Origin of the sequence: Ligilactobacillus araffinosus DSM 20653 (genome assembly GCF_001435375.1) — a bacterium.
GTDB lineage: Bacteria > Bacillota > Bacilli > Lactobacillales > Lactobacillaceae > Ligilactobacillus > Ligilactobacillus araffinosus.
Window position 1 is genome coordinate 75,405 of the sequence record NZ_AYYZ01000030.1, and the last position, 21,493, is coordinate 96,897.

A 21,493-nucleotide genomic window follows, 5' to 3' on the forward strand; every position below is an offset into this window, starting at 1 on the left:
GGCTCAAAACAAATCAAAACATGGGGACATCAAATAATGGTCAAACGATGAACGTGGGAATCAGTGGAACTCAAATTTTTACGATTACAAATAATGGCAACGGGACGTCAACGCTTCAACTTGGAACTGTTACAATGAAAGTTCGTAATTCAGATCACTGGATTTTAGAGAATAATCAACAACAATAATTCGCAAAATGTGAATTAAATATGAATTTTTTTTGATTTAATTTGTAATGAATAGTACACTTTTAGATGGATATATTTAGAAAAATTATTTTAGGAGGTTCTTTTTATGGCAAAGAAGTTTTGTCCCAAATGCGGGACTGAACGCCATGGCAATGAAAAATTTTGTCGAAAATGCGGGTATCAATTTACCAATGCAACATCAACAGACAAACAAGGTGCTACTCAACCACAACGACGTAGTCAACCGGTATCCAAGCCACGTAAACCGCTGTCAAAAAAACAAAAGGCAGGAATAATTGGAATCGGAGCGGTTATTGTCATTTTAATTGCATTTTTTGTATGGGGTAATAATTATTATTCAGAAAATAATCAAATCAATCGGATTGCTCAGGACTTAGCAAGTACCAAAAAAGATGCAACGGGGATTGTGACAACGTCTGACCCTAATTTAAAAATTACCTCGGATTCGGTCAAGCCACTTCAAGAATACTTTGCAAATAATAAAGACGACTTGAATACATTGGTTACAAACGTTGCAAACGGTTCAAACTTGCATGGAATCACGCTTGTTCAAGATGGTCATTATTGGTTATTCTTTCCTAAGTATAAATTGAATGTTCCGGCAGCGTATGCAAAGGTTGAGACTAATCATGCTGGGTCAACGGTTTACGTTGATGGTAAAAATGTTGGAAAAGCAACCGGAAGTGATGGTGAATATACGAAAAATGTTGGTCCGTATTTTCCAGGGACCCACACGTTCCAAGTTAAAGCCAACGTTAACGGCCGGAATCTTCAAACCAACCAAGATGCGGATGACATTTGGGGTCAAAGCAATGATGAACAGATGATGATTACAACGGCTACCTTCAAAGTTAAGAGCATTGCCGGTGCGACGGTTCTTCTTGATGGTAAAAATGCCGGTAAACTTAACGGTGACGGTGAATTAGAATTTAAGGACTATCCAATTACCAAGGGCCTTGAATTGCAAGTTCAAGCTAATGTCAACGGCAAGACGGTTACATCCAAAAAGATGAACGTCTATGATCAAATTGAAGACGATACGAAGACGTTGTCGCCGAAATTTGCTGGATTGATTTCCGAATCTGATGCGCAATCATTGTTATCAGCGGCATTTGATCAAAGTACGGCAACCTCTGATCAAGGGGCAGATTTGTATCAAAATCAAGAAAGTAACAGCGACTTTAAACAGGTTAAACAGATGTTTGACGGTTTTAATAAAAATGATAACAATGAATCATATACCACGGATGTCACTGTCAAGAGCATCACACCGGATGGAGACGGTAAGAGTGACGTTGTATATGATGTCAAGTATTTATTTAACCGAAGCGATAATAGTCAGCTTGCTCAAGTGATGGAATATTCAGGCTGTGTTCTTGAAAAGAATCCAAATTACGAAAAAAACAATGAAGGTCAACCATACATGATCGATACGATTGGTAAAGGTAAGATGATTCAAAATAACACCATTTCAGGTGACGATAATAATTAATGAGGGTGAAAGAAAATGAAGAAATGTCCAAAGTGTGGCGCACAAATGTCGAGTGATACGAATTTTTGTACTGAATGTGGTGCAGATTTACGCAACGCTCTGGCAAGTAACGAATCAGTTCAAGCAACTGAAACATTTGAAACAAATGGAAAGGTTGAAAACCAACAACAAGCAAATCAAAATACGCAACAAACTGCTCAATCACAAACAACTCAGCAAATGCAACAGGCACAACAGCCTGCCCAAGCACAACCGGTTCGACGTTCGATCGATACCGAACAAGCTAAGCAAACAGCTGCCAGTTACTGGCAATGGTTGCTTGGTTCATGGGCTCACCCAACCAATACTGAAGCCCCAACTTCAAAGTGGTTTGGGGTAGTTTCAATTGCAATTGAAATTTTCTTGTTCTGCGCATCATTCTTTACAATGGTTCAAAAGGCAGTCGCATACCTTAATCAACAAGCAAACAACGTGTCAAATGGGCTTGCAGCGCTTTTAGGGCAACAACAAAATAATAGTAATTTCATCCACTTTAATTCATTTGGGACATCATTTGAAATCTTTATTGTATTGTTGCTTTTAGACGCTGCGGTTTTAGGCGCTGTTTATGGAATCAACTGTTGGGTATTTAGAGAAAAAGAAAGTTTCTTTGATTTCGTCAATCGGTTTGCTCACTATACAAATGTTATTTTGATCACAAACCTTTTGTTCTTCTTATTCAGTTTGATGTCAGCTTACACGATGATGGCTCTTGTATTGATCTTATCGATCTTCCTTTATGTTTTAGGAATGACAATGGTAATTGTCACCCGACAAGGAAGTCAACGTCTTGACCGCCTTTACGGTGCCATCTTTGTTGCCATCATCATCTTAATTGCACTCGGCATTCTTGTCGCAATTTGCGGGACTGCCGTTGAAATTGCATTTAAGTCATTGACTGGCGGATTAGGGAATTAGGATATAAATTGGAAATAAATGAAAAAACTTCGGCGAAGGCTGGAGTTTTTTTGGAATAGGAGAAATAATTCATGAAAAAACGATTTTAAGCTTAGGGATTATCTGTCTAAGAGTTTTAACTTTAGCCGGTTGCGGTAATCAGAATAAGGTTCCGCAAAAGACAGCCGCATTCAAGACAGAACAAAAAGTAAAGAAGGATATCGCTAATGAAAGCAGGGCTGAATCAAATACCCAAACAAGTGATACAGATTCAGTTGAAAGCAGTGTTGCAACCGCCTCGTCAACAGCAACTGCGAATAAACAAACAGCAAATGATCCGCAGGTTACACCGCAACAATTAGGAACAATGGTTGGATTTTTGCAAAGTCCTGATTGGTTCAAGGAATATTTAAAAGATGGAACTATGTATTACGGAACAAATAATCCTAAAACGGTAGTTGGTGGCAATCAGGTTAATGGCTATGACTTTATTACTGCTAACGGTGATTCTGAAAGTTATATTTATTATAAAAAGAATGGCAATATGGTAACAATAAAATGGGTTGCAAATCCAGCTGATTCGGAAATGAAATCACAAACAATTTCATATCATAATTTGCTTCAAGATTATTATCAAAATCAAGATCAGAAAGTCGAAGTTAACAATGATGCCAATCAGTTAAAGAGTTGGTCATCGATAAATCAAGCTGTGTGCCAAAGTCAAAATTAAGCATTATAATCCTCATGTTTGGTGAGGATTTTTTTATTGGTTGACGTAGTTTTGGTATGTCGAAAAAACGAACGTTAATTTAACGCTTGTCATATATATTTTGTGTTATACTTCATTACAGGAATGAGGAAGGAGTAATTATTAATGAAGGTTATTAAAAAGATAATTATGTCATTTATGGCAATTGTTTTAGCGTTATTGATTAGTGGCAACGTTCATGCATCAAATACGAATTCAAAGGAATATACGCCAAAGAAATTGGTAATTGCGTTTGATCCATCATCAAATGCAGAAACAATGGAATCAAAAGCACAACCTTTCGGAAAGCTGCTTTCAAAACAATTAGGGATTCCAGTTAAAGTTGTCGTTGCAACGAATGATAATACGATGATCGAAGGAATGGCTTCTGGGAAAGTCGACTGTGCTTTCTTACCGCCTGAAGGTTATGTTTTAGCGCATCAAAAGTATGGAGTTAAGGTGCTTTTGCAGTCGACCCGTTACGCTTACAAGGAACCAGATGATCAGATGACTCATCATTTGGTTAAGGACTTTCATGCTCAGATTTTAGTCCGGAAGGGCAGCGGTATTAAGTCGTTAAAGGATTTACGTGGTAAGAAGATTGCGGTTCAGTCTTCAACCTCAACGGCTGGTTGGATTTGGCCAGTAGTTGCTCTTTATAAACATGGAATCAATATTTATAAAGATAATATTCAAACCGTTCAAGTTAAGGGGCATGATCAGGGGGTAATGGCTGTTTATAACGGTAGCGCGGATGCCTGCTTTGTTTTCCAAGGTGCACGGAACATTGTAAAGAAGGACGCTCCAGATGTCATGCAAAAAGTTGTTCCCCTTTATACAACGCCGGCAATTCCTGACGATACCGTTTCGGTTCGCGGTAATATGAGTCCAGCATTCCAAAAGAAATTGATTAACGCGTTCCAAACGGTTGCTAAGTCAAAGCAAGGTCACAAGATTATTCAGGAAGTTTATCAACAACAAGGCTATGTGAAAGCCAATAATAGCGACTTTAATAAGGTTCGTGAATATGCCAAGATTATGCAAAAAATTGATCAAAGTAAATAGATTTAATTCGAAGAAGGCCGTTAATGGTACGATCTTTTTGATTAATTATTTATATTTGAATAAAAACAGTGTTGCAACGCAGCACTGTTTTTTTGAATTCAATTATTTAATTTTAAATGCAATTGATTGATATGGTTGTAATTGAATTGCATCTTTAAGTCGCATTTTTCGTGGCTGACCATAATTATCGATCAAAACTGCAACTTCTTTATTTTGTAGGTCAGCTGGAATGTCAACCCATGGTTCATAGCCATAGAAGTTATTCAAAACCAACAATTGTTCATCATTATTGTCAAGATAACGCCGGTAAGCGAAGACTTGCGGATGATCTTCCAGCTCGGCCTTGAAGTGACCGTCGGAAATTAACTCTTCCGTCTTTCGAAGTTTGATCAGCTGCTGATAATAATTAAAGATTTCACCGTGATCAAGTTCGGCTTGAACATTGATTCGGTCCTGATCAGTTGGTTTCAGCCATGGTTTTCCAGTTGTGAAACCGGCGTTTTGACTGTTATCCCAGTGCATGGGGACCCGCGAATTATCGCGTGCTTTGGTTTTAACGATTTCAAACGCGTCGTGGGCATTCATGCCGTTGTCCATCATTTTTTGGTAGGCGTTTAAGGCTTCGACGTCAACATAATTATGAATCGAGTAATAATGCGGATCGGTCATGCCAAGTTCTTCGCCCATGTAAATGTATGGTGTTCCCCGTAATAAGTGAATGGAAGTTGCCAGCATTTCAGCTGATTTTTCACGGTAATTGACCGGATCGCCGAACCGGTTCAGGGCCCATGGTTGATCGTGATTATTCCAGAACAGGGCTTGCCAACCATTTCCACGGTCAATTCCTGTTTGCCACTCATTTAAAATATGCTTGAGTTTCATAAAATCAAACGGGGTCTTACTCCATTTTTCGCCGTTTTTGTAATCGACCTTTAAGTGATGAAAAGCAAAGACCATTGAAAGTTCATGATCATCGGGTTTCGTGTATTCAATTGATTTTTTAATTGTTGTGGAAGACATTTCGCCGACGGTGATGGCATCAGGATCTTGACCGAAACTTTCACGATTGAGCTGCTTGATGTAGTCCTTAACGATTGGAGTATCAGTATAGAAGGCTTTTTCATGATCGATATTGCCATCAGAATCGACTAAAACTTCATCTTTTCCAGTAACATTCAGCACGTCAAAGCGGAAGCCTTTAACTCCTTTGGCGCGCCAGAAATTGACGATGTCAATAGCTTCTTGGCGGACATCCGGATTATGCCAGTCAAGATCGGCTTGAGATGGGTCGAAAAGGTGAAGATAGTATAATCCTGTATCACCGAATTTTGCCCAAGCGGGACCGCCAAATTTTGATTTCCAATTAGTGGGTAAATCGCCATTTGACTTGGCAGGCCGAATATAGAAATATTTCATGTACTTTTTATCGCCGGCTAGGGCCTTCTGGAACCATTCGTGGTCAGTTGAACAGTGATTGAAAACCATATCCAGCATCACATCGACATTGATTTCTTTTAACTTGGCAATCAATTCTTCAAAGTCAGCCATTGTTCCAAAACATGGGTCGATTTTACGGTAGTTTGCAATATCATAGCCGTTATCACGTTGCGGTGAAACGAAGAATGGATTAAACCAAATCATATCAATGTTTAATTTCGCGATGTAAGGAATCTTTTCGATAATTCCTCTTAAATCACCGATGCCATCGCCGTTACTATCATAAAAAGATTTTGGATAAATTTGATAAATAATTTTTTTCCCTAAATTCATGGAGTAATTCCCTTCTATTTTAATTTAATTTTCTGTCGCCGGGCAAAGTCGCTAAATTTAAATTTATCAGGCCGATGGTAAGATTCAGTCAATTGGAAAAGAGTCGTGTCATTTAAAAATGATAAGCTGCGAACAACAACCACAAGTTGGTCGCCGGTCAATTTCAGTTGAGCAGAAACTTCGTCATCTACCTTTTCAACGGTAATTTCTTTTGAAGCGTATGAAATATCTAATCCAAGTTCACCTTCAATATAATCATATAATGAATTTTCAGCAACTTTTGGTGGAATTTCGTCAATTGGCGGAGTCAGCAAAAAGTCACGGTCGATTACAACCGGTTCATGGTCGATCGTTCTGAGCCGTTCAACGTAAATGGATGGTTGATCGGCATCAACGCCCCGATTCACAAAATATCGCGGAATCGAATTGCAATGTTCATTTTTAAGAACCGTCGTGACCGCATGCATTCCGAGTTTCTGGTTTAGTTCTTGAAAGCTCGTGATTCCAGATACCGGAAAGGTAAATTTTTGGTAATCAAGTACGATCGATCCTTTGCCTTTGATTTTTTGAATCAGTCCCAAGTCGTTTAACTGGGAAAGGGCACCGCGAATCGTTTCACGTGAAGTTCCGTACAGATTAGTAAGCTGATGTTCACTTGGTAAGTAATCTCCTGGACAATATAATCCATGATGGATTTTTTCAGCAAGATCTTGTGCAATCATATCTTGTTTACTCATGAATGCCCTTCTTTCATTAACTTTAATTCAAATTCTATTTAAACATATAATGTATAGTCAAGCAAATTATCGTTATCAATTAACTAATTCTTTATGCTTTTGTAAGCGGTTAAAAAGACGTTGACAACTTGTCTATACAAGATATAAAATAATGACGGAATATAAAAGAAAGCACTTTCAATTATTGAGGAGGAGCTGCAATGGCAAAGAAAACAGATATTGAGATTCTTGCCCCGGCAACGGGGAAGGTCTTACCATTATGCGAAACAAAGGATGAAGTTTTTTCAGCAGGGACAATGGGCCGAGGATTTGGTCTTGAACCATCAGCTGAAGGCAAAATTGAAGTAGTTGCTCCAGTTAGTGGAACAGTTACGATGTTGGCGAAGACAAAACATGCGATTGGAATTCAAACTCCTGATGGGCTTGAAATTTTGCTTCATATGGGAATCGATACGGTCAACCTGAAAGGAATGCCCTTTACGGTTCATTGCGAACAAGGTTCAACGGTTAGAGCAGGTCAACCGATTGCAACGATGAACTTAAAAGAAATTGAAGTCCACAAATTGGCTAAAACAATTATGGTAATTGTAACGAATTCAGCGGATAAACTTGAAAGCCTTTCGTTAGCCGAAGGTGCGATTCAAGCTGGCGAACCCGCCGCGGATGCTCATTTGAAACAGATTGGTAAGAAGAAAAAAGGCAAACGGGATTATGATGCATTAGCAACGACGATTATTAAGCTCGTCGGCGGCAAGGATAATGTTAATAACCTAATTCATTGTATTACTCGGTTGCGTTTTTACTTAAAAGACGAAAGCAAAGCGGATACTGAAGCATTGAAGAATACCGATGGGGTGATCGATGTGATGAAGGCTTCAGGCCAGTATCAAGTTGTAATCGGAAATGAAGTTACTAACGTTTTTGATGCGGTAATGAAACAGTTAGGACCGTTGAATGAAGATGCAACTGCTGCTCAATCGACAAAAAATGACGGGAAGAACCCGATCAGCCGGGCCTTTGGTAATTTGATCGGTTTTATTACTGGTTCAATGAGTCCAGTAATCGGCGTTATCGCTGCATCTGGGATCATTAAAGGGATCTTGGCGTTATTGACTTTGCCTCAATTGGGGTCGATCTTAAGCGTGAAGAGTACGATGTACATGACGGTCAGTGCGATGGCAGACTCAGCCTTCTTCTTCCTGCCAATTTTAGTTGGTTATTCAGCTGCTAAACGACTCGGCAGTGATCCAATCGTTGCCGCTGTTATCGGAGGCGTTTTGACTTATCCGCAAATTATTACTTGGGGGAAAGCCTTCAAGACCATGTTTACCGTTGGCGGATTCCACTTCCAATTCTTGAATTACACGTATTCGATCTTCCCGATGATCGTTGCTGCATGGTTGGCAAAGAAGATCGGTGATTGGTTGAAAGACCATTTACCAAGCTACCTTCAAATGATCTTTAATCCGTTGATCACGATTTTGGTAGTTTCAACGATTACCTTAGTAATCACCGGTCCAATTATTCAAGGGGCTGCGAACGGAATTGCCGATTTCGTTAACTGGTTGGTTCAAGCATCAGGCTGGATCGGTGGCTTGATTATCGGTGGTTTCTATCAATTACTGGTTATTTTCGGATTGCACTGGGGCGTTGTGCCGTTGGTTGCCCAACAAATTGCCCAAACGCATCAAAGTGCTTTGAACGCAATTATTTCAGTGACAATGGTTTCACAAGGGGCGGCAGTACTAGCTGTTGCAATCAAATCCAAAAAAGACAATATGAAAGAACTTGGATTTGCAGCCGCCATTTCAGCTTTTTGTGGAGTTACTGAACCGGCAATTTACGGGATTAATTTGCGTTATAAGAAAGTTTTTGTTTCAGGATTGATTGGATCGGCGGTTGGCGGTTTGATCATTGGATTTATGCATGGAACAATGTATGGTTTTACAGGCTCATTAATTGGATTTTCATCATTTTTCAATCCAGTGCATCCAACTCAATTAACGAGTTTCTATGCTTTTCTTCTTTCAAGTATTGTAGCGATTGTTGTTTCGTTCCTTATAACGTGGTTCTGGGGATATAACGATAAAATGACAATGGGAAAAAAGGTTGCGAAAAAACAGCGTCCAGGAACTAAGTAATAAGAATTTTGATCTAATTTTTGCAACCGAAAAATTATTTTAAGAAGTCTTTGATTCAATATTTATTAGTGCCATGGGGTATAATAAAGACGTAGTTAATTTTTATTATAAGTTAACAACTAAGAATCGCGTTAAAAGTAATTTATTTAATAAAAAATAACATTGCAATTAATATAAGTTTAACGTGATACATTTTGGGTTGAAAGGATGCTTTACTATGTGTACAGGTATTAAATTTACAGATACGAATCAAAATATGTATTTCGGTCGTAATTTAGATTATGGGATTAATTTTGGAGAAAAACCGATTGTTGCTCCAATCGGATATGAAATGAATTACCGTCATTTGCCAAAACAAACTTTTTCAAAACCAATCGTAGGAATGGGATTAGACGTAAATAACTATCCGCTTCTTTTTGAAGGGAATACAAAAAGTTTATGTATGGCAGGGTTAATGTTTCCTAATAATGCATATTATAATCCTGAGGTTGTCGATGGTAAGTACAATATCACATCGTTTGAATTTATTCCATGGGTTTTAGAAAATTTTGATACTGTTAAAGAAGTTAGAGATGTAATTGCGGAAAAAGTTAATATTGTAGCTGATGCATTTAGTGAGCAACTTCAACCATCTCCACTCCATTGGTTGATTTCAGATAAAAACGACTCAATTGTTGTTGAACAAACCAAGGATGGAATGCATGTTTACGATAACGATGTTGATGTTTTGACTAACAATCCAGAATTTCCATGGCATATGCAAAACTTAAATAATTATGTTAACTTGACTCCTAATGATCATCATGAATCAACGTGGGATCAGCATCAAATTACTCCTCAAGGGGTTGGAACAGGTTCATTGGGTCTTCCGGGAGATGGAACACCGCAATCACGGTTTGTAAAAGTGGCATATTTAAATGCTAATTATCCGCAACCAACAAATGAATTAGAAGGAATGTCACGTTTATTTAATATTTTAAAGAGTGTTGCCATCCCTTATGGAAGTGTTGTAAATAATGAGGGACAAAAGGAATATACAATGTATAGTTGTTGTTATTCACAAGCAAGTGAAACTTACTATTACAATTGGTTTAATGATGTAAATATTCATCAGGTTAAACTAAATGACGAATTAACGCACGGCGATAAAATTAAGACTTTTGACAAATAAAAAATACTGAATTTTTTCAATAAGTGGCATGTTATGCAGATGGTGTGTGTCATAATCTGAAATAGCATAAATAAAAAAGGCTGATTGCTAATACTTTAGCAGAAAATCAGCCTTTTTTATTGGTCTTAATTTTTGGAAATTCAAACTAAATGTGCAATAATACTTAGTGGAGATAGTTTTAAATATTTTTATAAAGGGGATAGGTATTATGAGTGCAACAGTTGAAAATAAACCTGTAAGTAAAGGTTATAAATATTTTATGGTCTTTCTTTGCATGTTTACGCAAGCTATTCCTTATGGTATTGCTCAAAATATTCAGCCATTATTTGTTCATCCATTAGTTAATACGTTTCATTTTGGACTTGCATCATATACTTTGATTTTTACATTTGGAGCAGTTGCAGCTTCAATTACTTCACCATTTATTGGCAAAGGATTAGCTAAAATTAATTTCAAAGTAATGTATATCGTAGGGATTGCAATTTCAGCGTTAGCTTATGTTCTTTTTGGATTGAGTTCAAAGTTGCCGGAATTTTATGGGGCGGCAATTTTATGTATGATTGGTTCAACCTTCTTTTCAGGACAAGGTGTTCCATGGGTAATCAATCATTGGTTCCCAGGGAAAGGCCGTGGCACAGCTTTAGGAATTGCATTCTGCGGTGGATCAATTGGTAATATTTTCTTGCAACCATTTACACAAAACTTATTAGCAAAGTACATGGTTGGAAGTACTAAAACAGGTCACCTGAAGAGTATGGCACCGTTCTTTATTTTTGCTGCGGTTTTGTTTGTAGTTGGTTTGATTATCACTTTATTTATTCGGACTCCTAAAGATAATGAAATTGTAGCTACAAAAGCAGAATTGGAAGAAAGTAAAAAGGCAATTGCCAAGGCAAGAGCAGCTAACTTTGAAGGCTGGACATCAAAAGAAGTTATGAAGATGCCTTGGTTCTGGATTTTTAGTATTGGTTTCTTAATTATTGGGATTGGATTAGCTTCATTAAACGAAGACTATGCAGCATTTTTAGATACAAAATTAAGTTTTGGAACAGTCGGGATTATTGGAATGATGTACGGTGTTGGTTGTTTAATTGGTAATGTTACCGGAGGAATTTTGTTTGATAAACTAGGAACTGCCAAAGCAATGACATATGCCGGGATAATGTATGTATTATCCATTTTAATGATGATTTTTGTCAGTTTTCAACCATTTGGATCTCATGCAAGCGAAGTTGCAGGGATTGCGTATGCGATTTTCTGTGGTTTAGCCGTATTTAGTTATATGTCCGGTCCGGCTTTTATGGCCAAAGATTTATTTGGATCGAAAGATGAAGGAGTTATGTTAGGATTAGTTGGATTGGCATATGCAATTGGCTTTGCAATTGGTGCACCTTTATTTGGAATAATCAAAGACATGGCCAGCTTTACAGTTGCATGGTATGCGATGATTGGTTGTGTAATTGTTGGCTTTATCCTTCTAGTGTTAGCGGTTATTAAGATTAAGGCCATGCAAAAGTCAAAAGAATAATCATGATTTTAAAAGAATATTAATGGAAAGTTCCGTGACGAAAAGTAATGTTTAAGTCACGGAATTTTTTTATTAAAAACAATATTGATGCTCACTAAAAGAAATTTAACTTTTTTTAAATTAATAACATCTCTATAATGGAAGAAGGACGACTTAGTTGAAATTTAAATATACATTGTGTAAAATATAAATAATTTTTAAATTTTGAGAGAAGGATTAATGTGGAATCAAAAAACAAAATGTCATTAGCTCAACGGATTAATATTTTGCGGGCAGCAGTTATGGGAGCAAATGACGGGATTTTATCAGTTGCCGGAATCGTTATCGGAGTTGCCGGAGCCGCGACAAGCAACTTTGCGATTTTTATTTCCGGGATTGCCGGAATGTTAGCCGGAACGGTTTCGATGGCGATGGGCGAATACGTTTCGGTCAGTGCTGAAAAAGATTCGCAAAAACAAGCAATTGCAACTGAAAAGCAAGCATTAAAAGACGACTATGATGGTGAATATGATTTTGTAAGACAAAAATATTTCAAGAAGGGCATTAAACCGGAACTGGTTGAAAAGGCCGTTCATGAAATGATGGAGCGCGATCCATTGCGAACAATGGTTCGTGAACGTTATGGATTTGATGTCGATGAATTTACGAGTCCATATGCTGCCGCAATTGCATCAATGATTTCATTTCCGTTAGGATCAATTTTACCATTGTGTTCGATTTCATTTTTCCCGCATTCGATCAAGATCGTGGCAACGTTTATTGCAGTGATTATTGCATTGGCAATTACCGGTTGGGCAGCTGCTTGGCTGAACCACGCTAACAAATTTCACGGAACGGTGCGGAATGTGATCTCAGGGATCATTACGATGTTAGTAACATATGGCATTGGCCACTTATTCGCTCACTAGAAAGGAGGATTTAAACGATGGCAAAGAAGAAAAAAGATGAACAACGCTCAGCAATGGGCGAACGTTTGAATGTTTTACGGGCCGGTGTTTTGGGATCAAACGACGGAATTTTAACGGTTGTTGGTGTTCTTTTTAGTGTGGCAGTTGCTACCTCTAACCGGTTTACAATTTTTATTGCCGGATTATCTGATTTACTTGCATGTGCGTTTTCAATGGCCTCGGGTGAATATGCATCAGTAAGTACTCAACGTGATATGGAAAAAGTAACCGTTAAAGAGGAGCAAATGCTTCTCCAAAAAGATCGTGAAGGTGAATTAGCTGCTGTTCGAAAGTTTTATATGGAAAAGGGAGTTTCTGAAGAAACGGCTGAGGATATTGCTGAAGATTTATTGAATAAAAAACCTCTCGAAACAGTTGTTGATGTTAAGCATGGATTAGTTTTGAATCATTATATGAATCCGTGGAATGCTGCTTTTTCATCATTATTTTCAGCTGCTTTAGGAGGAATTTTTCCGTTAGTCGCAATGACGTTTAGTCCGGTTAAATTAATGTGGCCGATTACGATTTTAGCTGTATGTGTGTCGGTGGCGCTGACGGGATATTTAAGTGCAAAATTAGGTAATGGAACGGTAAAAGTTGCCATTCGGCGGAATTTAATTGTTGGTATTATCACGATGATTATTCACTATACTTTGGGATTAATGATTTAGACGCTTTACAGGTGTTATAATAACGTTTAAAATTAAGGTAACAATTTCAATGACCGGAATTAAGTAGTAAATTCACTAACAGAGAGGTTTCTGAGTGCTGAGAGAAACTAGAATTTTCGAAGTGGGACTGACCAGAAATTCCAATTGAATATGGGGAATAAGCGGCAGGCAAACTGCAAATTAGGTGGTACCACGGTAACAATCGTCCTATTCAGAAATGATGGGGGCGATTTTTTTGATGGTCAGGGAAAAGAAAGGAACTTTATCATGGCAGAAAAACCAGTAATTTTAACCGGTGATCGTCCAACCGGCAAACTTCACATTGGACACTATGTTGGTTCATTAAAGAACCGGGTCGAAATGCAAAATACAGGGCAATATACCCCATTCATCATGATTGCCGATCAGCAAGCTTTAACCGACAATGCACGCGATCCAGAAAAAATCCGTAAATCATTGATTGAAGTTGCGTTGGATTACCTTGCAGTTGGTTTGGATCCAGCAAAATCAACAATTTTTGTTCAATCTCAAATTCCGGCACTTTCGGAATTGAATTTGTACTACTTAAACTTAGTAACGGTTTCGCGGTTGGAACGGAATCCAACCGTCAAGGCTGAAATTCAACAAAAGAATTTTGAACGGTCGATTCCAGCTGGATTTTTTACATATCCGGTCAGCCAAGCAGCTGATATCACGGCATTTAAGGCTAGTCTTGTTCCGGTAGGTGATGATCAAGAACCAATGCTCGAACAGACGAGGGAAATTGTCCGGAGTTTTAACTCGATTTACGGCGATGTTTTGGTTGAACCAAAAGGCGTTTTCCCACCAAAGGGTTCAGGACGAATTCCGGGATTAGACGGAAATGCCAAGATGAGTAAGTCGCTAGGTAATGCAATCTACCTCTCAGACGATGCAGATACATTGCGGAAAAAGGTCATGTCAATGTACACGGATCCAAATCACATTCATGTTGAAGATCCGGGTCAAATCGAAGGCAACATGGTTTTTACCTATCTTGATATTTTTGATGATGATAAGGAAAAAGTCGCTGAATTAAAGGCTCAATATCAACACGGCGGATTAGGCGATGTGAAGATTAAACGCTACTTGAATGAAGTGCTTGAAAATGTATTAGGACCGATCCGGCAACGGCGCGAAGAATTTGCCAAGGATATTCCAGCAGTTTATGACATGCTGAAGAAAGGCAGTGAACATGCAAACGAGGTTGCCAATCAAACCCTTGAAGAAGTGCGGCATGCAATCGGTGTTGACTATTTTGGATAATAAAAATGGCATTCAGAAAATTCTGAATGTCATTTTTACTTAAACGCATAATTGTATTGATAATATTTAGCTGACAACTTCGTTAATGTCCCACTCATTCGCAAGCTATTGATGGCTTGTGAGACCTGCTTGGCAAGCTGAGCATCATTTGTAATGGCAAACAGTTGTTGGGATAAAATTTGCGGATCGGTAACTTTTTTAAACGGTGGCAGTTTTAAACTTGAATTGTTGATTTGGGCTGCTTTTTCTCGTTCGGGATGCTTATCAAGGTAAAGGTTGTATTGATATTGATTCAATAAGATTGCCTTAACTTGATTTTGATCAAGGGCATTAACTAGCTGATCAACCGTTGCAAATTTTTGCGGCTTAAGTTGAAGTTGTGTCAACATCGATTTTTGTCCGCTTTCATTTAGAATTCCAATCTTTTTATTTTGAAGGCTGGTTAATGAGCAGGATTTGGTGCTCAGCATCACGTTTTTAATATACAGGTAAGGGGGCGTTTGATAAACGTTTTTCAATCCGGCGGTTGAAAAGCCCATTGCCAGATCAAGCTGGTGGTCAGCAACGGCTTCTTTCAGCTGAGATTGCTGCCGGTACTGGCGGATTACAACTTTTCGATGAAGCTTTTGCCCAATTTGAAGCGCAAGCCGCCGGTCAAATGCACTTGAGTTGTGATTGGTGGTTTCAGTTTGGATTCCGACTTTTAAAATCGGGGCGGCTTCGATTTGTGAAAAGAGTCCGTTGATTCCAATCAAAGTCAACAACGAAACCAACAGGCGTGTAATTTTTTTCAAAATAATGCCCTCCGCGAAAACTTTTTCAAGATATTATATAATTAGTTTAACAAAGAATTAAGAACAGGGAGTAAAAAGAATGCAGGGTTTCAATAAATATTATCAAAAACCATGGCAAAAACGGTTGGCGATTTTGAAAGAAAACGGGTTTCTAGATGAAAAGGAAATCGCTCAGCTTGAAAATCAGACCGTTGACCCAATCCTTGGCGATACGATGATCGAAAATTTTGTAACGCAGTACCAGCTTCCAGAAGGCTTGGCAATGAATTATGTGATCAATGGCAAAGAATACGTTGTTCCGATGGTTACGGAAGAGCCGTCAGTTGTTGCGGCGGCCAGCAATGGCGCCCGCCTGGTTAAGTTGGGTGGCGGATTTCAAGCCAAGTCATTATCTCGCCTAATGATTGGTCAAATTGCGATTGAGAACGTAACGGCGATGGATCAGCTCGTTGAAACGATTAATCAACGACAGGATGAATTATTGGTAATTGCGAATCATGCCCATCCATCGATCGTGAAACGTGGGGGTGGTGCCCGGTGGATCCGAACCCGGATTTTGGCCGATGATATGTTGTCGCTTGATATGGCGGTTGATGTTCAAGAAGCAATGGGCGCGAACATGTTGAATACGATGCTTGAAGCGGTTGCGGATGAAATTCGGTCAACTTTGCATCAAGACATTTTGATGAGTATCTTGTCAAACTATGCAACGGAGTGTTTAGTTTCGGCTCATGTTGAGATTCCGGTTATGGTTTTAGCAAAGGAAAAGGTCGATGGGGCAACGGTGGCTGCTAAAATTGCTCAGGCAAGTCGTTTTGCACACCTTGACCCGTATCGCGCAGCAACTAATAATAAGGGAATTATGAACGGAGTTGATTCGGTTGTGGTTGCCAGTGGAAATGATTGGCGTGCTATCGAAGCGGGAGCCCATGCCTATGCAGCACGTGATGGTCAGTATCGGGGATTAAGTCAATGGCATGTTGATGATGATAAACTGATTGGTGACCTGACAATGCCAATGCCGGTTGGTTCGGTTGGCGGTTCAATTAAAATTGTGCCGTTAGTGAAGATCAATCACCATTTAATGAAAATCGAAAGTGCCGTTCAGTTAGCGCAAATCATTGTTGCTGTCGGTTTAGGCCAAAACTTAGCGGCCTTATATGCATTAGTAACTGATGGCATTCAACGCGGTCACATGCGGTTGCAATTGAAGAGTTTAGCGGCATCAGTCGGCGCAACTAAGGATGAAATTCCAATGCTCGTTAATGCCCTTGAAAAACAGCATGCCCGGGATTCACACACCGCAAAAGTTTTACTAAAAAAGATACGTGAGGGAAAAGAATGACAGAACCACAATTAAATGAAAAAGTTCAACAATTGATAAAAAAAGCAGAAGAGCTTCAACCAAATGGCATTGAGATTCAATACCATGACGAAAAATCGGGCTTTGTACGTCACGACCAGGCTCAGCACTTTTTGCGTAACGGAAAATTAGTGATCGATGTTTTAGACCAAACAGATGTGAACTACATTGTTTCGCATGAACTGTTGCACTTTATGCTGATGTTTGAAAAATTACCGCAGATCGCATTTAATTTGGAAAGCGGACAGCAAAAGCTGGATACGAAATATACTGCAACGGGAATGGAATTGTATGATATTTTAATGCATTTCTTTGTTTATAATCGTCAGCGGGAGCTTGGACTGATTGATGCACGTGTTGAAGATTTATATTTTAAGGGAATCTTAGCAGTTTTGAAACCGGAACCGCAAGATCATCAAGATGATTGGATGCTCTTACGAACGGTTAACCTACTTGATACGTTGATTTTCTTTAAAGATCAGCAAGATAATATTTTACCGAAACTGCGGGAATTGTACCCGAAGGCAACTGCGCAAGCAGAAAAATTGTATGCAATTGTGACGGCTAAACCGCTTGATTCCGCCTTCAACGTTCGGCGGGCAATTGTAAAGTTATACAAAGAATTTGATAATGCTTTGCGGAGTTATGGTTTGTATGAAATGAATTTAAACACATATGTTTCATTAACTCCCATATTAAGCGAGCGTCAGTTGCGATTGGAAGTGCGGCAATTATTTGAAATTTTCCATACTGATATGAAAGAAAATTTACATTTTCGAACTGCCTATATTGGACGAATGAAAAGTGATCAGCAAAATGTTTTTGTAATCCCTGAACCGAAAGGCAGTGAACAACAACGATCAGTTGAATTTCGACATATTTATGAAACGTCAGTTGGAAAATATTTGGATTCGATTGATGTTCCGTACTTAAAACGTTAATTAAAATGAGGCGGTTAAATGACAAAGTTGAATGATCTGATTCAAAATGCCCATCGAATTGTGTTTATGACAGGAGCAGGAGTATCAACGGCTTCGGGGATTCCTGATTATCGTTCGAAAAATGGTCTGTATTCTCATGGCCAAACACCAGAATATTTGTTGAGTCATGATTGTTTGGTAAATGAACCCAAAGTGTATTACGATTTTGTAACACATAATTTATTTTATCCTCATGCCCAACCAAACATTATTCATCAAAAAATGGCTGCATTGACTCGCAAAAGACGAGCAGCAATTATTACGCAAAATGTTGATGGCTTACACGCCCAAGCTAAGCCGGCACCGGATTCGTTAATTGAATTTCACGGTAATTTATACAGTATTGTTTGTCAAAAGTGCGGTCAAAATGTTGATTGGCATGAATATTTAAAAAACATGCATCATCAAAACTGCGGTGGTATTTTGCGCAGTCAAATTGTTCTTTATGGTGAGAAAATTGACCAGCAAAAACTTGAGCGTTCGATTCAAGTAATTCAAGCAGCGGATTTGATTATTGTTGTTGGAACTTCGTTTGTTGTTTATCCGTTTGCAGGTTTATTGCAGTATCGCCGTCCTGACGCTCAACTTGCGGCAGTCAACAAAGAAACGATTCAAGTTCCGCCGCAAACAACGATGATTGTCAACGATGCTGTGGAAGAATTCGCTCAAGTTAAGGCTTGACTATGATATACTAAAGATAATGATTTTTTGAATGAGAGGATTAAAAATTCGCATTCAAAGCGGAAAGGAAGTTGAAAATGGCTGATAAACCAACATTTTACGTAACAACACCGATTTATTATCCGTCTGGCCGGTTACATATTGGAAATGCGTATACCACAATTGCTTGTGATGTCTTGGCACGTTACAAACGACTTCAAGGATATGATGTGTTTTTCCTAACTGGAACGGATGAACACGGCTTGAAGATTGAACAAAAAGCTAAAAAAATGGGCATCACGCCGCAAGAATACGTTGACCAAATGGCTGCGGATATCAAACAGTTATGGAACAAACTTGAGATCACTAATGACAAGTTTATTCGAACAACGGATGACTATCATGAAGCAGCCGTTCAACAAATTTTTGAAAAGTTGTTGAAGCAAGGCGACATTTATAAGGGAACATATAAGGGCTGGTATTCAGTTTCGGACGAAGAATACTTTACTGAATCACAGTTGAAGGAAGTTTTCCGGGATAAAAATGGCAACATGACTGGCGGAATCGCCCCATCAGGTCATGAAGTTCAATTAGTTGAAGAAGAATGCTATTTCTTTAAAATGAGCAAATACGCTGATCGGTTAGTTCAATACTATGATGAACATCCTGAATTTATTGAACCGGCTTCACGGAAACAGGAAATGCTGAATAACTTCATTAAACCAGGGTTGGAAGACTTGGCTTTGACTCGGACCAGTTTTGATTGGGGAGTTAAGGTCCCATCAGATCCGAAGCATGTTGTTTATGTTTGGATCGATGCGCTGTGCAACTATATTACGGCTTTAGGTTATGGTTCGAAGGACGACAGTCTGTTTAAGAAGTTCTGGCCGGCTGACATTCAAATGGTCGGAAAAGAAATTGTCCGTTTCCACACAATTTACTGGCCAATTATTTTAATGGCGTTAGACTTGCCATTACCAAAACACATCGTTGGTCATGGTTGGTTAGTTATGAAAGACGGTAAGATGTCGAAGTCAAAAGGCAACGTTATTTATCCTGAAACGATCGTTGATCGCTATGGCTTGGATGCGTTACGTTACTATTTAATGAAGGCTGTTCCGTTCGGCAATGATGGTCGTTTTACTCCGGAAGACTTTGTTGAAAAGATGAACTTTGATTTGGCAAACGACCTCGGAAACTTGCTTAACCGGACGATTGCAATGATCAACAAGTATCGGGATGGTCAGATTCCAGCCCTTGAAAACGGCGTAACTCCGTTTGATAAGGATCTTGAAGAAACGGCTGCAATGGCAATTCAAGAATACTGTGACGACTTAGACAAGACGTACTTTGCTAAGGCTCTTGAAAGCTTATGGAAACTTGTTTCACGGACAAACAAGTATATTGATGAAACAGAACCATGGAAACTTGCAAAGGATGAATCAGTCGAAGCAACTGCTCAATTAGACAGCGTCTTGGCTCACTTAGCAGCCAGTTTGCGGGTAATTGCAATTCTTTTGCAACCGGTAATGACCCATGCACCGCAACAAATTTTCGAACAGTTAGGATTAGTAACTGATAAGATGGAAATCAAGAATCTTTCATACTTTGATTTGCCAGCCGGAGCAACGGTTGTGAAGAAGGGAACACCAATTTTTCCGCGACTTGATAAAGACGAAGAAATTGAATACATGCAATCAATGATGACTGCTAATGAAAAGGCAAAGGGTCGAAAGAACATGGCGGTTAATAGGGAAGATGCATTTGATCCTTCAAAAACAACGTTAAACTTAACGAAGAAGGAAATTCGGTTTGATAAGTTTGAAAAAGTCGAATTAAAGGTTTGCGAAATCAAGGCGGTTGAAAAGGTTAAAAATGCCGACAAGTTATTGAAATTCCGGTTAGATGCGGGTGATGAAGGTGACCGGCAAATTATTTCAGGAATTGCAAGTTGGTATCCTGAACCGCAAAAATTGATCGGCAAAAAAGTAATTGCAGTGACGAATTTAAAACCGCGTGAAATGCGGGGGGAACTCAGCCAAGGAATGTTGCTTTCAGCTGAATTTGGCGATCAGGTTCAACTTTTGACTGTTTCAGAAAATATTCCAAACGGTTCAATTGTTGGCTAAAATCTAAAATCGGGAGAGAAGACTGGCAAGTTGAGTTGAAACTGAAAAATGTCCAGTCTTTTTTCATAAAAGTGAAAGGAGCAGCAAAATGATTTCAATTTTCGATTCGCATACCCATATCAATTCTCAAGAATTTAATGATGATATTCCAGACGTCATTGATCGGGCAAAAGCGTTGAACGTTGATTCAATGCTTGTATTGGGCTATGACGGTGAAAGTGCTGATAAAATGGTGAAATTGATCAACCGGTACCCGAATATTTACGGGGCGGTTGGGATTCACCCGGAAGATGCAGCCAAATACGCTGATTTTGAAGAACAACTACGGGTTTACATGATCGAACCGAAAGTTAAGGCTGTTGGTGAAATCGGCTTAGACTATCATTGCGATGTTGATCATGATTTGCAAAAAGAAATCTTTAAGAAGCAGATCAAACTCGCTCATGAATTTCATTTACCAATCAGCGTTCATAACCGGGATGCATTTGAAGACACCTATGACGTGATCAAGGAAACCGATGGGACAAAGTATGGCGGCATTATGCATAGCTTTAACGGTGATGTGCAATGGGCCCAACAGTTTCTCGAATTAGGGATGGATCTATCATTTAGCGGAGTAGTAACATACGATAACGCGAAGGAAGTTCAAGAAGCTGCCAAATATGTTCCGGCTGACCGGATGTTGGTTGAAACGGATGCTCCGTATTTGACGCCGATGCCGTATCGTAACCAGCGCAATGAACCGGGAATGACCCGGTATACGGTTGAATTCTTAGCGAAACTGCGAAACGAAAACGTTGACCAGTTGGCTGCTCAAACAAGTCAGAATGCGAAGAAAGTATTGAAAATCAATGAGTAAAATGATGGA

The 21,493-nt window shown here is 39.0% G+C and carries 18 protein-coding genes and 1 pseudogene; 16 read left to right on the forward strand and 3 right to left on the reverse strand.

The window, feature by feature from the left end; genetic code table 11:
* Window positions 1-20: 20 nt before the first annotated feature.
* From FC64_RS07445 to FC64_RS06970, 5 genes are all read left to right on the forward strand, one after another.
* Window positions 21-188, forward strand: a complete 168-nt coding sequence (locus tag FC64_RS07445; RefSeq protein WP_202987285.1) for a hypothetical protein — start codon at window positions 21-23, stop codon at window positions 186-188.
* A gap of 106 nt (window positions 189-294) precedes the next feature.
* A complete protein-coding gene (locus tag FC64_RS06955) occupies window positions 295-1,701 on the forward strand; it encodes a zinc ribbon domain-containing protein (protein ID WP_057907193.1) in 1,407 nt (468 codons plus the stop codon).
* 15 nt (window positions 1,702-1,716) lie between these two features.
* Entirely contained in the window at window positions 1,717-2,658 is a 942-nt protein-coding gene (locus FC64_RS06960; RefSeq protein WP_057907194.1) for a zinc ribbon domain-containing protein, read from the forward strand.
* A gap of 199 nt (window positions 2,659-2,857) precedes the next feature.
* Window positions 2,858-3,367 carry an Lreu_0056 family protein gene (locus FC64_RS07560; protein WP_420805064.1) on the forward strand — a complete coding sequence of 170 codons (510 nt, stop codon included), beginning with the start codon at window positions 2,858-2,860 and terminating at the stop codon, window positions 3,365-3,367.
* A 144-nt stretch (window positions 3,368-3,511) separates the two neighbouring features.
* Window positions 3,512-4,450 carry a phosphate/phosphite/phosphonate ABC transporter substrate-binding protein gene (locus FC64_RS06970; protein WP_057907196.1) on the forward strand — a complete coding sequence of 313 codons (939 nt, stop codon included), beginning with the start codon at window positions 3,512-3,514 and terminating at the stop codon, window positions 4,448-4,450.
* A 102-nt stretch (window positions 4,451-4,552) separates the two neighbouring features.
* On the opposite strand, the gene treC is transcribed toward FC64_RS06970, so the two are convergent.
* Window positions 4,553-6,220 (reverse strand): alpha,alpha-phosphotrehalase, encoded by a 1,668-nt coding sequence (gene treC / locus FC64_RS06975; RefSeq protein ID WP_057907197.1) that lies wholly within the window; start codon window positions 6,218-6,220, stop codon window positions 4,553-4,555.
* 14 nt (window positions 6,221-6,234) lie between these two features.
* Window positions 6,235-6,957: a trehalose operon repressor gene (gene treR / locus FC64_RS06980; RefSeq protein WP_057907198.1), complete on the reverse strand. Its 723-nt coding sequence runs from the start codon at window positions 6,955-6,957 to the stop codon at window positions 6,235-6,237.
* A gap of 200 nt (window positions 6,958-7,157) precedes the next feature.
* Here treR and FC64_RS06985 point away from each other — a divergent pair, with 200 nt between their 5' ends.
* The 6 genes from FC64_RS06985 to trpS all read left to right on the forward strand — a co-directional run bounded on the left by FC64_RS06985 (window position 7,158) and on the right by trpS (window position 14,699).
* Window positions 7,158-9,098 (forward strand): PTS sugar transporter subunit IIABC, encoded by a 1,941-nt coding sequence (locus FC64_RS06985; protein WP_057907199.1) that lies wholly within the window; start codon window positions 7,158-7,160, stop codon window positions 9,096-9,098.
* A gap of 217 nt (window positions 9,099-9,315) precedes the next feature.
* Window positions 9,316-10,269: a choloylglycine hydrolase gene (gene bsh / locus FC64_RS06990; RefSeq protein WP_057907200.1), complete on the forward strand. Its 954-nt coding sequence runs from the start codon at window positions 9,316-9,318 to the stop codon at window positions 10,267-10,269.
* Window positions 10,270-10,477: 208 nt separating this feature from the next.
* Window positions 10,478-11,797: a conjugated bile salt MFS transporter gene (locus tag FC64_RS06995; protein WP_057907201.1), complete on the forward strand. Its 1,320-nt coding sequence runs from the start codon at window positions 10,478-10,480 to the stop codon at window positions 11,795-11,797.
* 239 nt (window positions 11,798-12,036) lie between these two features.
* Window positions 12,037-12,705 (forward strand): VIT1/CCC1 transporter family protein, encoded by a 669-nt coding sequence (locus FC64_RS07000; RefSeq protein WP_057907246.1) that lies wholly within the window; start codon window positions 12,037-12,039, stop codon window positions 12,703-12,705.
* Window positions 12,706-12,722: 17 nt separating this feature from the next.
* Window positions 12,723-13,415 carry a VIT1/CCC1 transporter family protein gene (locus FC64_RS07005; protein ID WP_057907202.1) on the forward strand — a complete coding sequence of 231 codons (693 nt, stop codon included), beginning with the start codon at window positions 12,723-12,725 and terminating at the stop codon, window positions 13,413-13,415.
* Between the two features lie 267 nt (window positions 13,416-13,682).
* Complete coding sequence (gene trpS / locus FC64_RS07010; protein ID WP_057907247.1) at window positions 13,683-14,699, forward strand: tryptophan--tRNA ligase; 1,017 nt, start codon at window positions 13,683-13,685, stop codon at window positions 14,697-14,699.
* 35 nt (window positions 14,700-14,734) lie between these two features.
* Here trpS and FC64_RS07015 read toward each other — a convergent pair whose 3' ends face one another.
* Window positions 14,735-15,493 carry a substrate-binding periplasmic protein gene (locus FC64_RS07015; RefSeq protein ID WP_057907203.1) on the reverse strand — a complete coding sequence of 253 codons (759 nt, stop codon included), beginning with the start codon at window positions 15,491-15,493 and terminating at the stop codon, window positions 14,735-14,737.
* Between the two features lie 79 nt (window positions 15,494-15,572).
* Between FC64_RS07015 and FC64_RS07020 the strand changes: the two genes are divergently transcribed.
* The 5 genes and pseudogenes from FC64_RS07020 to FC64_RS07040 all read left to right on the forward strand — a co-directional run bounded on the left by FC64_RS07020 (window position 15,573) and on the right by FC64_RS07040 (window position 21,484).
* Window positions 15,573-16,838 carry a hydroxymethylglutaryl-CoA reductase, degradative gene (locus tag FC64_RS07020; RefSeq protein ID WP_057907204.1) on the forward strand — a complete coding sequence of 422 codons (1,266 nt, stop codon included), beginning with the start codon at window positions 15,573-15,575 and terminating at the stop codon, window positions 16,836-16,838.
* Window positions 16,835-17,797, forward strand: coding sequence for a hypothetical protein (locus FC64_RS07025; protein WP_057907205.1), 963 nt, complete (start codon window positions 16,835-16,837; stop codon window positions 17,795-17,797). The genes FC64_RS07020 and FC64_RS07025 overlap by 4 nt, the downstream gene beginning before the upstream one ends.
* Window positions 17,798-17,815: 18 nt before the next feature.
* Window positions 17,816-18,517: an NAD-dependent protein deacylase gene (locus FC64_RS07030; protein WP_057907206.1), complete on the forward strand. Its 702-nt coding sequence runs from the start codon at window positions 17,816-17,818 to the stop codon at window positions 18,515-18,517.
* A 65-nt stretch (window positions 18,518-18,582) separates the two neighbouring features.
* Window positions 18,583-20,625 (forward strand): annotated as a pseudogene (gene metG, locus FC64_RS07035) (methionine--tRNA ligase); the annotation flags it as partial.
* Window positions 20,626-20,716: 91 nt separating this feature from the next.
* Window positions 20,717-21,484 carry a TatD family hydrolase gene (locus tag FC64_RS07040; protein WP_057907248.1) on the forward strand — a complete coding sequence of 256 codons (768 nt, stop codon included), beginning with the start codon at window positions 20,717-20,719 and terminating at the stop codon, window positions 21,482-21,484.
* Window positions 21,485-21,493 lie beyond the last annotated feature (9 nt).

Bases quoted from the DNA above. Each gene is read 5' to 3' on its own strand.
- bsh (WP_057907200.1), top strand. From the start codon at position 9,316: ATGTGTACAGGTATTAAATTTACAGATACGAATCAAAATATGTATTTC.
- FC64_RS06955 (WP_057907193.1), top strand. From the start codon at position 295: ATGGCAAAGAAGTTTTGTCCCAAATGCGGGACTGAACGCCATGGCAAT.
- treC (WP_057907197.1), bottom strand. From the start codon at position 6,220: ATGAATTTAGGGAAAAAAATTATTTATCAAATTTATCCAAAATCTTTT.
- treR (WP_057907198.1), bottom strand. From the start codon at position 6,957: ATGAGTAAACAAGATATGATTGCACAAGATCTTGCTGAAAAAATCCAT.
- FC64_RS07020 (WP_057907204.1), top strand. From the start codon at position 15,573: ATGCAGGGTTTCAATAAATATTATCAAAAACCATGGCAAAAACGGTTG.
- FC64_RS06985 (WP_057907199.1), top strand. From the start codon at position 7,158: ATGGCAAAGAAAACAGATATTGAGATTCTTGCCCCGGCAACGGGGAAG.
- FC64_RS06995 (WP_057907201.1), top strand. From the start codon at position 10,478: ATGAGTGCAACAGTTGAAAATAAACCTGTAAGTAAAGGTTATAAATAT.
- FC64_RS07000 (WP_057907246.1), top strand. From the start codon at position 12,037: ATGTCATTAGCTCAACGGATTAATATTTTGCGGGCAGCAGTTATGGGA.
- FC64_RS07025 (WP_057907205.1), top strand. From the start codon at position 16,835: ATGACAGAACCACAATTAAATGAAAAAGTTCAACAATTGATAAAAAAA.
- trpS (WP_057907247.1), top strand. From the start codon at position 13,683: ATGGCAGAAAAACCAGTAATTTTAACCGGTGATCGTCCAACCGGCAAA.
- FC64_RS07030 (WP_057907206.1), top strand. From the start codon at position 17,816: ATGACAAAGTTGAATGATCTGATTCAAAATGCCCATCGAATTGTGTTT.
- FC64_RS06960 (WP_057907194.1), top strand. From the start codon at position 1,717: ATGAAGAAATGTCCAAAGTGTGGCGCACAAATGTCGAGTGATACGAAT.
- FC64_RS07005 (WP_057907202.1), top strand. From the start codon at position 12,723: ATGGCAAAGAAGAAAAAAGATGAACAACGCTCAGCAATGGGCGAACGT.
- FC64_RS06970 (WP_057907196.1), top strand. From the start codon at position 3,512: ATGAAGGTTATTAAAAAGATAATTATGTCATTTATGGCAATTGTTTTA.
- FC64_RS07445 (WP_202987285.1), top strand. From the start codon at position 21: ATGGGGACATCAAATAATGGTCAAACGATGAACGTGGGAATCAGTGGA.